The sequence below is a fragment of the Chryseobacterium scophthalmum genome (genome assembly GCF_900143185.1).
In the GTDB taxonomy this organism is placed as follows: domain Bacteria; phylum Bacteroidota; class Bacteroidia; order Flavobacteriales; family Weeksellaceae; genus Chryseobacterium; species Chryseobacterium scophthalmum.
The window spans coordinates 1,503,375-1,517,697 of the sequence record NZ_FSRQ01000001.1 but is presented as its reverse complement, the minus strand read 5'-3'; the positions used below and the strand labels follow the sequence as shown (position 1 = coordinate 1,517,697).

The 14,323-nt window shown below is 33.2% G+C and carries 13 protein-coding genes; 8 read left to right on the top strand and 5 right to left on the bottom strand.

Annotated elements, in window-relative coordinates:
• Positions 1–61 precede the first annotated feature (61 nt).
• Positions 62–790 carry a hypothetical protein gene (locus tag BUR17_RS06800; protein WP_074229569.1) on the bottom strand — a complete coding sequence of 243 codons (729 nt, stop codon included), beginning with the start codon at positions 788–790 and terminating at the stop codon, positions 62–64.
• Positions 791–1,028: 238 nt separating this feature from the next.
• Here BUR17_RS06800 and BUR17_RS06795 point away from each other — a divergent pair, with 238 nt between their 5' ends.
• The 5 genes from BUR17_RS06795 to BUR17_RS06775 all read left to right on the top strand — a co-directional run bounded on the left by BUR17_RS06795 (position 1,029) and on the right by BUR17_RS06775 (position 5,297).
• A complete protein-coding gene (locus BUR17_RS06795; RefSeq protein WP_066680818.1) occupies positions 1,029–1,598 on the top strand; it encodes a cob(I)yrinic acid a,c-diamide adenosyltransferase in 570 nt (189 codons plus the stop codon).
• 84 nt (positions 1,599–1,682) lie between these two features.
• Positions 1,683–2,195 (top strand): hypothetical protein, encoded by a 513-nt coding sequence (locus tag BUR17_RS06790; protein WP_074229568.1) that lies wholly within the window; start codon positions 1,683–1,685, stop codon positions 2,193–2,195.
• A gap of 82 nt (positions 2,196–2,277) precedes the next feature.
• A complete protein-coding gene (locus tag BUR17_RS06785; RefSeq protein ID WP_074230250.1) occupies positions 2,278–2,922 on the top strand; it encodes a thiamine diphosphokinase in 645 nt (214 codons plus the stop codon).
• On the top strand, positions 2,919–3,794 hold the full coding sequence (locus BUR17_RS06780) for a tyrosine-protein phosphatase (RefSeq protein ID WP_074229567.1): 876 nt from the start codon (positions 2,919–2,921) through the stop codon (positions 3,792–3,794). Before BUR17_RS06785 ends, BUR17_RS06780 begins: the two co-directional genes overlap by 4 nt.
• Before the next feature lie 108 nt (positions 3,795–3,902).
• A complete protein-coding gene (locus BUR17_RS06775) occupies positions 3,903–5,297 on the top strand; it encodes a type III PLP-dependent enzyme domain-containing protein (RefSeq protein ID WP_074229566.1) in 1,395 nt (464 codons plus the stop codon).
• Between the two features lie 154 nt (positions 5,298–5,451).
• On the opposite strand, the gene BUR17_RS06770 is transcribed toward BUR17_RS06775, so the two are convergent.
• On the bottom strand, positions 5,452–6,111 hold the full coding sequence (locus BUR17_RS06770) for an HAD family hydrolase (RefSeq protein ID WP_074229565.1): 660 nt from the start codon (positions 6,109–6,111) through the stop codon (positions 5,452–5,454).
• A gap of 267 nt (positions 6,112–6,378) precedes the next feature.
• On the opposite strand from BUR17_RS06770, the gene speB reads away from it, so the two are divergent.
• From speB to BUR17_RS06755, 3 genes are all read left to right on the top strand, one after another.
• Positions 6,379–7,230: an agmatinase gene (gene speB, locus BUR17_RS06765; protein ID WP_074229564.1), complete on the top strand. Its 852-nt coding sequence runs from the start codon at positions 6,379–6,381 to the stop codon at positions 7,228–7,230.
• A 68-nt stretch (positions 7,231–7,298) separates the two neighbouring features.
• A complete protein-coding gene (locus tag BUR17_RS06760) occupies positions 7,299–8,138 on the top strand; it encodes a bifunctional helix-turn-helix domain-containing protein/methylated-DNA--[protein]-cysteine S-methyltransferase (protein ID WP_074229563.1) in 840 nt (279 codons plus the stop codon).
• A gap of 170 nt (positions 8,139–8,308) precedes the next feature.
• Entirely contained in the window at positions 8,309–8,917 is a 609-nt protein-coding gene (locus BUR17_RS06755) for an alpha-ketoglutarate-dependent dioxygenase AlkB family protein (protein ID WP_378085998.1), read from the top strand.
• A gap of 164 nt (positions 8,918–9,081) precedes the next feature.
• On the opposite strand, the gene BUR17_RS06750 is transcribed toward BUR17_RS06755, so the two are convergent.
• From BUR17_RS06750 to BUR17_RS06740, 3 genes are all read right to left on the bottom strand, one after another.
• The gene (locus BUR17_RS06750) at positions 9,082–10,941 is read right to left on the bottom strand and encodes a CocE/NonD family hydrolase (protein WP_074229561.1); all 1,860 of its coding nucleotides are present in this window, start codon (positions 10,939–10,941) and stop codon (positions 9,082–9,084) included.
• 101 nt (positions 10,942–11,042) lie between these two features.
• Positions 11,043–13,814: a TonB-dependent receptor gene (locus tag BUR17_RS06745; RefSeq protein ID WP_074229560.1), complete on the bottom strand. Its 2,772-nt coding sequence runs from the start codon at positions 13,812–13,814 to the stop codon at positions 11,043–11,045.
• An 84-nt stretch (positions 13,815–13,898) separates the two neighbouring features.
• Complete coding sequence (locus tag BUR17_RS06740; RefSeq protein ID WP_066679244.1) at positions 13,899–14,318, bottom strand: SH3 domain-containing protein; 420 nt, start codon at positions 14,316–14,318, stop codon at positions 13,899–13,901.
• Between the last annotated feature and the right edge of the window lie 5 nt (positions 14,319–14,323).

Genomic DNA, 14,323 nt, shown 5'->3' with positions numbered 1-14,323 from the left:
AAGAAATCTTCGGTTTCAATCAACTCATAATTCATAATTTTTAACTCATAACTAAAAAAGCTTATTCCACATCAAAGTTTTTTCCTTTTACAAACTTAGCGGCAAAAGGAGCCTGATTTCCGGAATATTTTAGAACAAAATGTTTTTTGGTATCGGTATCCACTTTTGCTTCTACATTCACATTGGTCGTCTGAAAACTGACATCCAAACCAACTCCAGATTCTTTTTCAAGAAAAATTTCTACACTTTCAGCATAAAATAAAGAGATACTCAGATAATTAAACTTAATATTCTTTCTATAAGTTTTAGATTTTGACTGTGTAAATTCTGAAAAGCTTTTCAAAATTTCAATTCCGGGCGAATCGATATTGGTGATCCTAGATTTTGTAACTCCGTTTACACGAATTGAGAAATTTTTTGCACTGTTGATGTTTCCGTTAATTCCAATATTAAATAAAGACGGTAACGACAAACCGTATTCGATCATACTGTCTTTGGTAAATTCAAAATCAGGGATTAATGCTGTATGCTTTGGAGTATTTAATAATTGATTTTTTACCGTATTCAATTGTTCACCCGAAAATAAATAACCAATAAGATTATTGTTCGTTGTGCGCCAGTTTCTACCGTTCCACTCGTAGATTTCACAAAGTAAAGTATCAGTTGACGAATGGGGGAGAAGTTCGATATCCTGCCATTTAAAAACTTCTTTTGCGTAAGGTCTTCTGTTGATCAGATTGATTCCTAAATCGAGCGCCATTAAGTCGCTTAATTGTTGATTGGTTTGCATAATTATTATTTGTAATTGGTGACTTAAAATTAAATAAAAAATATCGAACTTATTTTATTATCACAATTTAAATGGATTCACAAGATTTAATAATGGGTTTATATCCGTAAAAGCTTCCTGTAAACAACGTCGTTTTAAACTTACTCTAAAACATTTGTCAGCATAATTTTAAAAAAGTAATTTAGTCTTTTGAAATCACCATGATTACGCATGGTTTTAATAGCAACGAAAATTACTTATGAAAATATACACTAAAACGGGAGATAAAGGACAGACCGCTTTATATGGCGGAACGAGAGTTTCAAAAGCCAGCGCAAGAGTTGACAGTTATGGAAATATTGATGAACTGAATTCTTTTATTGGAATTTCAAAAAGTCATATCACTGATGAAGAAGTTTTGAAACAATTAAAAAAAATTCAGTTTGATCTGTTTACGGTAGGTTCAGAAGCAGCAACTCCGGTTGATAAACTGATGTTGGCTAACGGAAAATCTCGTCTTCCTTTGATTATTTCTGATACCGAAATTGAAGAACTCGAAAACTGGATGGATGGTTTTGAAGATAAATTAGAGCCTCTACAATATTTTATTCTTCCTGGCGGAGGAAAATCAGCTACTTTTTTACATGCAGCCCGTACAATTTGCCGTAGAGCGGAGCGTTCTTTGGTTTTCTTGAATGAATCTGAAGAAGTGCGTCCTGAATTGATTAAATATCTGAACCGTCTTTCTGATTATCTATTTGTTTTGGCAAGATATATCTCAAAAATCAACAACGAACCAGAAGAATACTGGAATCCGAATGAAAGATAATTTTTTAGTGAAATAATGTTTGTTAATAATTGTATAGTTTGTGAAAACATTTCCTATTTTAGCGAATAATAACAAATTTTAACCATGAAAAAACTTACTTTTACAGCCTTATTGGGCTTAATGATTTTATCTTGCTCTCCAAACGATGAATTGTATTCGCAGAATGAGACAAATCCTCAAACAGAATCTGCTGTTCAAAAAGGACCTCCTCTTAATATTACAGAATGGGTTGATTTAGAATTTACAGAACAGCCTTGCCGAACAACTAAAAAAAGATATCAAGCCAGAGCTATTTCTTCAGAGGTATACAGCAGAGATAGATATGTTTCTTATAAAATTACCGATAATACTTACGGGTTTGTATGGCATAGCGGTCAATATACAATTCCTGCAGGATCAAATATGTCGGCATTTGGTGATGTATTTTCAAATGAGAATTTTGCTGCAAACGTAAAATATGAAATTACAAATGTGGAAATAAATCCTTATTATTATGATTCAAATGGTAATTTAGTTTATCAGCCAGTTATAGGACTGTATCAATATAAATCTGGAGATAAAGACGTTAATAATTGTCAAGTGCCAATATTTAATTAATTTTACAGAATATTTAAAAATATAAAGCTGAATCATCACTGTGATTCAGCTTTTTTATTCAAGCAATTATAAAAATAAGTTAATGAGTAAATCTCTTCTCTTCATCAACGGTGACGCTCCGAAATCTTTCCCCAATCTAGAAAAATATAATCTGATTGCCTGTACTGATGGTGCTTTTCATTATTTGAAAGAACTCAATTTTCCTTTAGACAAACTAGATTTTATTTCCGGAGATTTTGATTCTCATATTGGGTCAGACGAAAATGTGTATCAGGATAAATTTATTCTTACACTGGATCAGGAGAAAACAGATTTTCATAAAGCTTTAGAAATTATTTTAGAAAAAGGGTTTCAAAATGTTGATGTTTTAGGTGGAAGTGGAGGAGAGCAGGATCATTTTTTAGGAAATCTTACAGTCGCTTATTCATTTAAGGATAATTTAAACATAAAGTTTTATGATGAGTTTTCTGAATATTATTTTATTCCGAAAAATTTCACTCTGAAAAATGTTAAAAACAAAATGATCTCTCTGTATCCGTTTCCTTCAGCTGAAAATATTACGACAAAAGGGCTGAACTGGCCATTAACAAATGATAGTTTAAGCATGATATCAAGAATCGGGACACGTAACTTTGCAGTTGATGATGAGATTTCTATTCAATATGAATCTGGAGATCTTTTATTTTTTGTTGGAATTAATGAAATAGAATATCCTGAAATATATTGAGACAATTAATAAAAATATCATTTCTAGTTATTATTAGTTCCTGTGTTTTTTCCTGTAAGACACAAACTTTTTCTGTACCAGAATACGGAATTTCAAAAACTGACAATCAATTTGAAATTAAGAAAGTAACCAATTTCAGAACGATTGGAAATATTAAAAATACTGATGGCAGAACTTTAAAAGAAGGAATGCTTTATCGAAGTGGACATCTTTTTCAACTCAAGAAAAAATCTCTCAAAACATTTCAGAATTTAGGAATTAAAGAGATTATTGATCTTAGAAATTCGAAAGAAATTTCGCAAAAACCTGATCAACTTTTAGATGCTTTTATTTATAAAAAATATTCTGCATTTGAAGATGAAGGCGATCAGTTGAATCAGGCAAAAAAGCTTGTTTTAAAAGGGAAAGTTAAAAGTTCGGATGCAGATCAAAGAATGCTGGATTTTTATAAAAATTATGTCACAGAAAATCCAGAAATTATTAAGAAGATTATTCATGAGATTTTAGATTCGGAAACTCCTGTTTTATATCATTGTACCGCCGGAAAAGACAGAACCGGAATAATAACAGCGTTGATATTAACCATTTTAAAATTTGACAGAGCTACGATTGAGAACGATTATCTTCTTTCGAACAATTACCGTAAACAATTAGTGCAAAAAAGGCTTCATCTTGCCAATAATTTACATTTTTTGTATCCAAAAATGGATTTGAATGTTATCGAAAAATTAAGTTGGGTTGAAAAGAATTATTTAGAGACTGCTTTTTTTGAAATTGATAAGAAATACGGCTCAATTGATATTTATATTCATCAAAATTTGGGAATCTCTGAAAATAAAAGAAACGAATATATTCTTAAGTTCACGTATTGATTAAAGACTAATTTTTTAGTCGAAAAACTGCAGAAATTTATAATAAATTTAACGCTAAAAAATCAAACTTTTTTAGCAATTTTGCATTCTTAATTTACTCATTAGAAAATGAAAATAAAATACTCGGAACTTATTGATCAGACATTGTATTTTCCAACCGAAGAATTCAATGTTTCTGAGAACAATTTGTCTTTTCACGATATTCCTTTGATGGATGTTGTTGAGAAGTTTGGAACGCCTCTTAAGGTAAGTTACCTCCCGAAGATTTCTCAAAATATTCAGAAAGCAAAAGGCTGGTTTAAGGAAGCTTTTGAGAAGATCGATTACAAAAAAAACTACAGATACTGTTACTGTACAAAATCAAGCCATTTCAAATTTGTGATCGAAGAAGCTTTGAAGAACGATATTTCTATCGAAACGTCTTCCGCTTACGACATGGATATTGTGAAGTCGCTTTATACAGAAGGTAAAGTTGATAAAAATATTGAGGTGATCTGTAATGGTTTCAAAACGGATGATTATCTGGCGAAAATTTCAGATATGATTAACAGTGGTTTTGAAAATATTACTCCTATTTTAGATAACTACAGAGAACTTGATAAGTTAACAGAAAGTATCGATACGACTTTCGATATCGGAATTAGAATTGCTTCTGAGGAAGAACCGAAATTCGAATTTTATACCTCAAGATTAGGAATCGGATACAAAGATATTATTCCTTACTACAGTCAAAAAATTGCAGAACATCCGAATGCAAGATTGAAAATGCTTCACTTTTTCATTAATACCGGGATCAAAGACACGGCTTATTATTGGAATGAATTGTACAAATGTCTTCGTGTTTATGCACGTTTGAAGAAAATTGCTCCGGAAGTAAATTCATTAAATATTGGTGGTGGTTTCCCGATCAAAACTTCATTAAATTTCGATTACGATTACCAATATATGGTAGAAGAGATCGTTTCGCAGATCAAAAAATTCTGTGAAGAAGAAGGTGTAGAAGAACCAAATATTTATACTGAATTCGGAAGTTTTACGGTAGGAGAAAGCGGTGCCAATTTGTATAAAATTATTTCTCAGAAACGTCAGAACGACAGAGAAAAGTGGAATATGATCGATTCATCTTTTATGACCACGCTTCCTGATACTTGGGCAATTTCTAGACACTTTATCATGCTTCCGTTAAACCGTTGGGAAGATTCTTACGAAAGAGTTTTCTTAGGTGGATTAACTTGTGATTCAGATGATTATTATAACTCTGAACAGCATACGAACGCAATCTATTTGCCTGTTTTCAGCGATACAAAACCTTTGTATATTGGTTTCTTCCACACTGGAGCATATCAGGAAACAATCGGTGGTTATGGTGGAGTTCATCACTGTTTGATGCCACAACCAAGACATATCTTGATCCAGAAAGATGAAAATGGAGAATTCCAGTATGAAATCTTTAGAGAAAGACAAGAACCTGAAGATATTTTGAAATTATTAGGATATCAATAGTCATTGCGAGGAGCAAATGCAGAGTTTATGCTGAGCTTGTCGAAGTAAAGCAATCTCAAAGTAATTATGAGATTCTTCACTCCACTTCGTTACATTCAGAATGACAAATGCGATACACAAAACAAAGCTCTCCAATTCGGAGAGCTTTTATATTTTAAAAATGTTTAGAAATTTTATCAACTTCGATTTCGGAATAATCTGTAATAACAACATTTGCTAAACTATAATCCTGATTGTGAGAATGGAAGCTTTTATAAGCCGCACAAAAAATATTGGCTCGGTGCGCTGCTAAAATTCCATTGGTGGAATCTTCAATGACCATGCAGTTTTCAATCGGTTCGTTGGCCATTTTTGCAGCAAGCTGGAAAATTTCAGGATGAGGTTTTGATTCTTTTAGATCGGCACCGCTGATCTTTCCACTGAAATATTTTTCCAAACCAAATTTCTCAAAAACCATGTTGATGGTGGTCATACTTGCTGAAGAAGCAACAATTAATTTTACGTTATTTTCGTAATAATGCTCAATCAGTTTTCTCACTCCGGGAATCAGATCAAAGTCGGCATCATTGTAAAAATAATCTTTAAAATGAGTTCTTTTTATATTGGTGATATCTTCGTGAGTGTGAGTTAGATTAAACTCAGAAATCAAAGTTTCGCAAACTCTTTTGGTAGAAGCGCCGGTGAAAGAAGTATACAAATCTTCAGAAACTTCAATTTCTAGCTGGTTGAATGTTTTAAAATAAGCTTTTCTGTGCAGCGGTTCTGTATCAACAATTACCCCATCCATATCGAAAAGCACAGCTTTTAAGGACATATTTTTGAATTTTTCACAAAGGTAAGGAATTTGTATGGAAGCCTGAAGCTGAATGCTGGAAGCTCACTACTGATGATTCAAAGATAATCTGCTTAATCTAAAAGATCTGCGAACGATTTAAATTTAATAAAATATCAATCACATATTCATTTTGCTTATAAAAACTTCCTGCTTCCATCATCCAACTTCCAGCTTTCTCCTAACTTCTTCTTATCTTTGCCGCAAATATTTTAATCTTTAAATCATTTAATTTTTTAATTATAAATTATGAAAACATACGCAGGAATTCCTGAAGAAAATGCTTCATTAGAAAATTCAAAAGTAGTTTTGGTAACGGTTCCTTACGATGGAACTTCAACTTGGGGAAAGGGTGCAGACAAAGGCCCGGAATTATTCCTTGATGCTTCTGAAAACATGGAGCTTTACGACATCGAAACAGGTACAGAACCTTATCTTGAAGGAGTTTATTTAGCTGGAGAAGTTTCTGAAAACTCTACACCTGAAGCTATGACAGAAGCGGTTTATCAAAAAACAAAAGAGCTTTTGGCAACAGATAAATTGTTTACCCTTTTTGGTGGAGAACATTCAGTTTCTATCGGTTCGATTCGTGCAGTTGGAGAGAAATTTGAAAATCTTACGGTTTTACAATTAGATGCTCACACAGATTTACGTCCGGAATTTCATGGTTCTACTTCTAATCATGCTTGTGCGGTTTTTGAAGCGAATCAAAAGCATAATTTGGTTCAGGTTGGAATCCGTTCTATGGATGTTGAGGAAGTTGAATATTTACCGGAAGGAAGAGTATTTTTTGCTCACGAAATTGCCAACAACGAAAACTGGGTAAATGATGTTTTAGAAAAAGTTTCAGGAAACGTTTATATTACGATCGATTTAGATGCTTTTGACCCGTCAATCGCACCTTCAACAGGAACTCCGGAACCAGGAGGCTTGCAATGGTATCCAACATTAGAATTATTAAGAAAAGTTTTCGAAAAATGTAACGTTGTTGCTTTTGATATCGTTGAATTAATGGATTCTGCCTATTCAAAACCAAGTGCATTCTTAGCAGCAAAACTGTATTATAAAATGTTGGCATATTATCACATCAACAAAGACTAAAATTCCGCACGAAACGGATTTTTTCTTTCAGTTTTTCTTTGGAAATTTGTGATACAAAACAAAATGAAATGTTCACACAAGACGAAATAGATTATCAGAGAATTGCCAAAGCGATAGAATTTATTCAGAGCAATTTTAAGCTTCAGCCTAATTTGGATGAGGTTGCTGAAAAAGTAAATCTGAGTCCGGCACATTTTCAGAGAATATTTACTGATTGGGCAGGAACAAGTCCGAAGAAATTTTTGCAGTTTATCAGTCTTGAGCATGCAAAAAGTTTACTGAAAGAAGAAAAAGCCACATTATTTGACGCAGCATTAGAGACCGGACTTTCAAGTACAAGCAGATTGCACGATCTGTTTGTGAAAATTGAAGGAATGTCGCCTGCAGAATATAAGAATGGCGGAAAGAATTTAAATATCAATTATAGCTTTTCTGAAAGCCCATTTGGAAAAATCATCACAGCTTCCACCGAAAAAGGGATCTGCTATATGGCTTTCGAAGAAGATAAAGAAAATGCATTGAGAGATCTACAAAGTAGATTTCCCAATGCATCTTTTTTTGAAAGACAGGACGATTTTCAGCAAAACGCATTGTCGATTTTCAATCAAGATTGGTCAAAGCTTAACACCATCAAGCTTCATTTAAAAGGAACAGATTTTCAGCTCAAAGTCTGGGAAAGTTTACTGACCATTCCAATGGGAAAATTATCAACCTATGGAAATTTAGCCGATAAAATTGGAAATCCTAAAGCTTCAAGAGCAGTTGGAACCGCGATTGGAAGTAATCCTGTAGCATTTTTAATTCCTTGTCACCGTGTGATACAATCTTCAGGGAAAATTGGCGGGTATATGTGGGGAAGCGATAGAAAACAATTGATAATTGGCTGGGAAAGTGCGAAAGTGTATTAAAATTAGTTTATTAAATTATTTTTGAACCATTAAGTTGCTTTAAGAAGTTAAGTGCAGTTAAGAAAATCAAATAGATTTTGTAAAAAAGTAGCTTAAAGCAAGGCTAAACTTAATATTCTTAATTACTTAATAAAACCTTAATGGTTCAAAATTAAAAGATAAATAACATGATTAGTTTGTTCGACGAAATCCAAGATTTTCCTATCAATATTCTACCCAAAGACGGTGTCACAGAATATTATGGAAAGATTTTTTCTGATGAAGAATGCGAAAAATATTATCAATATTTATTCAACCAAATCCCTTGGGAAAATGACGAGGCGGTCATCTTTGGAAAACTAATCTATACCAAGAGAAAAGTTGCCTGGTTTGGTGAAAAAGCATTTGAATATACTTACTCAAACCGAACAAAATATGCAAAACTCTGGACTCCTGAATTATTACAATTAAGACAAAAATGTGAAGAGGCTTCAGGCGAAACATATAATTCATGTCTTCTCAATTTATATCACGATGGAAGCGAAGGAATGGCATATCACAGCGACGGCGAAAAAGATCTGAAAAAACATGGAGCAATTGCTTCTTTAACTTTCGGAGCAGAAAGAAAGTTTTCTTTTAAACATAAGATTTCCAAAGAAAGAATTGATATTTCATTGGAAAACGGAAGTTTATTGGTGATGAAAGGAATAACGCAGGAAAACTGGCTTCATCGGCTTCCGCCAACGACAAAAGTAAAAACTCCAAGAGTAAATTTGACTTTTAGAACTATTGAGGAATGAACTTTTTTTAACGCAAGTTTATAATGTAAATGTGATGTAGAATTTTTCTCTCGCTGATTTAGCAAATTTTGCAGATGATTGTATTAAAAAATCTGCGTTATCTGCAAGATCTGCGAGAGAATTAAAACAAAAAAAGCTGTTCAAACCGAACAGCTTTTTATCGTTTATTTCAAAATCTCAACTTCAATCGAAGAATCTTCAAAAACTTTAATAAACGCTTTCGTATAATCTTCTTTCGTCGAGAAATTCGGATTGTCTAAGAATTTCTGAGGATTAATAGCAAATAATGGAAACCATGTCGAGCTGATTTGTATCTGGATTTTATGTCCTTTCTTAAAAGTATGAACAACATCCTGCAATCTGAAATTCACGGCAGTTTTTTGATTGGCAACCAAAGCTTCTCCTTTTTCTCTGGAGTTTCTGAATCTTGCAGGCATAATTTCACTTCTTACCATTTGATGATAATTTCCATAGATCACACCGTCTTTCTTTTCAGTGGGTTTAAAATCTTCAGGGTAAACATCGATCAATTTCACTGCAAAATCAGCATCTGTTGAAGTTGAAGCGATATTTAATTTAGCCAAAATTTCTCCTGCAAAAGTTATGTCTTCTGTTAAAATATCGGTGGTGAAAGTCAAAACATCGGGTCTTCCGACAGCGAATCTTTGATCTTCCGACATGTAATTTCTTGGAGTAAATCCGTTAAAATCTTTCAGATTATCTGAACTTACAACTGGGTTATTTGGGTCGCTGTAATATTCAGAAAATCCTTGTTGTGCATTGTTCTTTAAAGTTCCGTTGGCTAAGTAAAAGTTAACTTTTTTTGCTTCTTTTGGAGGATACGTTGTAAATTCTCGCCATTGTTTTGCTCCGGTATCGTACATTAAAGCTTCAGGTAAATCTGCGTCCTGTTTTGCATTTCCTTTTAGATAATGATTGAAAAATTTCGTTTCAACATTTTTCTGATAATACGTTGCGATGCTGTCACCGAAGTAAATTTGATTATGAAAATGTTTTCCTTCTTCTCGTCCCCAACCTCCGTGAGAAAATGGTCCCATCACGATGGTGTTTTTAGCTTTCGGGCTTGTTTTTTCAATGGTTTTGTAAATATTTAAAGGTCCTGAAAGATCTTCTGCATCAAACCATCCACCAACTGTCATTACTGCATGATTGATGTTTTTAAGATGTGGCAAAAGATTTCTTTTCTGCCAAAATTCATCAAAATTGGAGTGATTCATTATTTCAGTCATGAAGAAATTATTTTTGTAGTATTTTTCATAACCATCTTTCAATGTTCCCATGTCTCTGTAGAATTTTAAACCGTCTTCAGAAGTGGCTTTGATCATAGAATCGGTGTACCAAGCTTTGTTTTCAGGTTTGGTTTTCTGAACTCCAAAAACCGGAAATGTTTTAAAATAACCCAACATAAATCTTCCGTTGTGCATAAAATCGTCGTTCCAGAAATCTGAAATCGGAGCTTGTGGAGAAGATGCTACCAAAGCCGGATGTTGCGCCAAAGTACCTACCGCAGTATAAAATCCGGGATATGAAGTTCCGAACTGACCCACTTTTCCGTTGTTGTGTTTGATGTTTTTAACCAAATATTCTACCGTGTCGTAGGTATCTGTACTTTCGTCAACATCTTTCTTGGTTTTTCTCTCAACCTGTGGAGTCATATTCGTGAAGATCCCTTCACTCATATATCTTCCGCGAACATCCTGATACACAAAAATATATTTGTCTTTCATTAAAAACTGATTTGGGCCAATTCTCTGTTTGTATTCATTTTCACCATAAGGCGCAATATTATAGCAGGTTCTCTGCATCAAAAAAGGATATTTATTCTTATTTGAAATATCTTTCGGAATGTAAACTGCTGTAAATAATTTTGTACCATCACGCATTGGAATATAAAATTCCTGCTTGGTGTAATTGTCTTTTACATACGTGTCTTTTGGTGGCGTATTTTGTGCAGTTCCCACAAAAAACAAAAACATCAACAACATTGAAAAGTAGTTCTTCATTGATAAAAATTTTGACGCTAATTTATTAATAAAATAATTAGTTAATATTACAAAAAAAGACCAGAATTTCTTCTGATCATTTCAATATATAAACGTTGGTTTTATTTTACTTCAGCTTTCTTTCCAGCAAATTTGTTTAGTTTCATGGTTAAAGAAAACATGACATAACGTTTTAGAATTAAATCTTCTCTGTCTTCAAAATAAGTGTTGGTAATAGTACGTCTTACACTTTGGTTTTGATTAAGAACATCATATACTTTCACTTTTGCGGTCAACTGTTTGTTGAAAAATGAATATCCCAAACTTGTATTCCAAAAGTAGAAGTCTCTTTTGAAACCAGGCGCGATGTTTGAGGTCGTGTTGTATTCAAAATCATTTCCGAAGACAAGTTTAGTTTTAAAAATATAATTGGTCAACTCCATTTTAAGGATTTGATTGCTTGTTTTCACATTTCCAACACTGTAATTGCTGTATTCGGAGAAATTATAGCCTAATGAATAAGACGGTTTGATGGTGAATTTTTCTTTCAATTCATACGTAAGATTAAAACCAGGGTTGATGCTGTATGTTTCACTGGTAAACTGCTGTGTGTTGATAAAACCTCTGTTGTAGCCATAATTCATATTAAATCTAGGGTTTAAAATAAGTTTATTCTGTTTCCATTTGAATGTTTTAGAAAAGCCACCACCAAGGTTTACATATTTGTTTCCACTTATATTGACGTAGGTAGAAAACTGCTTTCCAGAATCGTCATAGTAAGAATAGTTGGTCACATCATTATTGTAGTAGTTGAAACTTAAGCTCATATAATAGTTCATGTTTTTCAAGATATTATAATTGCTGTAATAGATATAAGATGAGTTTTGCCACCTGTTTTTCAAATCTGGATTTCCTTTGTAAGTAATCAAAGGATTCATATTATCTGTAAACGGCGTAAGCTGTTCTGCAGTAGGAATCGAAAAATCTGCGCTATTGTAAATACTCAGACTTTTATTGTCTGAAAACTGATATTGAAGATTTAAACTATAGCCGGGCAAAGCAAAGTTATTTTGAAAGTTGTATCGCTGACTGTTGAAAAACGAATTCACATTCATATCTGTAATATCCAAATTGGCCGATGCCCAAAAATTGATTTTCTTTTTATTGAGCTCATAAGATATTTCAGGTTTAAATTGGCTGTTTTTTTGGCTCATCGTATTCGATAAAGCATCATTATAGTCAGAATATTGTCCATTACTCAAATCAAAATCATTTACATCTCTTAAATTTCTGGTTAATTTATTTTCGTAAGTTAAGTTCACAGTTACATTTGATGAATCGGATAAAGGCTCAGAATAGGCTGTTGTAAAACGGTATCTGTTGGTTTGATTTTTTGTCTTGGAAACTTGATTTCTTATATCATTTGGATCTGCGGTTTGGTAGAAAATAGTTTGGGAATTATTGGTGTTTTCCCTTTTAGATTCTGAGATCGTAGTGTTTATATTGGCTGACCAAACACGGCCTTTCTTTTTAAATTTTCTTGAAAAATAAAGATTGGGCGAGAAATTATTGTTCTCTGTTTTAGAACTTGTAAACGATTCGCTTTCATTCAGAAGTAAATTATCTTTTAGAGTAGATGATTTTGAATTGCTGAAATTAAAACCTTCTGTTCGTGAAAAGTTAGGTGAAAAATAAATATTGGTAAGAGAATCTATTTTTATTCTTGCTGAAGCAGCAAAACTATACTGTTGGCTATCATTTTCTCCGTTGCTTTCAGAGTTTGTTTTTAACGTAAATTCCGGTAATAAAGTGGTTCTGGAAACTCTTGATCTTGTTTCGAGATTATTATCGATGTGCATTACACTCAAAGATTCCAAATCTGTTTTTTTGTCGAATTTATCACTGTAATTAAATCCTACGGTCGTACTGCGCTGAATTCCTTTGGTATTGTTCCCACCTTGTGTGTAATACGTATTTCCGCCGTCACTAATGACAGATCCACCCTGCATAAGCCATGAATTTCTTCCGTGTCCCATACTGTCGAAAACCTCATCATTAGAAAAACCCTGAGAATTGATATTATTAGAAGATGCCAAAAGACTGATCTTTGAATCTTTTTTAAAATAACTTAAAAGTAAGCTGCCTTCATAGCGCTCATCAGAGCCGTAACCAACTGTTAAACGCGATAGTAAACCTTTGTTTTTCTTTTCGTCTATAGTAAAATTGATGGTGGTATTCTTCGATTTCGGAGCTTTACCACTCAATTCTTCTTCTTTGGTTTTTGTAGTGGTAAACTGAATATTTTTAATAATATCTGCCGGAAGATTTTGTAATGCAATTTTTCCGTCTTTGTCGAAAAAAGGTTTTCCGTTGATCATGATCTGGTCGACTTCTTTCCCGTTAACGGTAATTTTTCCGTCGTTGCTGACTTCAACACCCGGAATCTGTTTTAAAAGTTCTTCAATTTTACTGTCTGGTCTTACTTTTATTGCAGAAGCATTAAACTCGATCGTATCTTTTTTAATTTTAACAGGCGAAGCTGAAATTGTTACTTCTTCAATATTTTGAACAGAGTTTTTCTCCAGTTCAATTTCTCCAAGCGAAACCGATTGTTTAATAACATCAAAACTTTTTGAGTACGTAATATATTTTTCAGCATCAATTTTTAGAATAGTTGATTCTGAGAACTCATCAGTTTTTAGAGAGAATTTTCCTTCGCTGTTGGTTGGTGTATAATTAACAATAGAGGAATCTTTTTGTTTCAATAAATAAACGGTGACATTTTCAATTGGTTTTTTTTCAAAGTTTAAAACTTTTCCGTCTATGCTTAATTTTTGAGCATTTAATAATAAACTGCTGATTACAAAGAGCAGTAACCAAAACTTTTTCTCCATTTATTGATTTTTATGGCGCAAAAGTAATAAAAAAAACATCCCTTTAATGGGATGTTTATAGTTAAAGTGAGTTAATTCGTAAAATTAAGCTTTCAAATATCTTGAATAAGCGTAACCTTCCTGTCCATCGGCAGTTTTTACTTTCCACCAATCGTCTGAAGTTTGCTCTACTAAAGTTACAGAAGCTCCTTTAGCTGCTTTTCCTACAACTGCAGCTTCAGTTGAAGGCTCTTGTCTGATGTTCAGATTAGATTCTTCGGTAGCAACCGTAAGATTTGCACCTGCAGCAAGACCTGCAACCTGCACGTCGATATTAATATCTGAAGCAGAATACGTAGAATCAATTGCTCCTAAAGCATTCCAAACTGCGTCTTTTGCAGCGGTGTTTGATGCATTTCCGGAAACATAAAGAATTCCGTCCTGCTCCTGAACCTGTAAGTTTGAAACTCCTGCAGACTGAGCAGCAGAAACTACACTTGAATATTTATCTTGTAATGTGCTCATCTCTA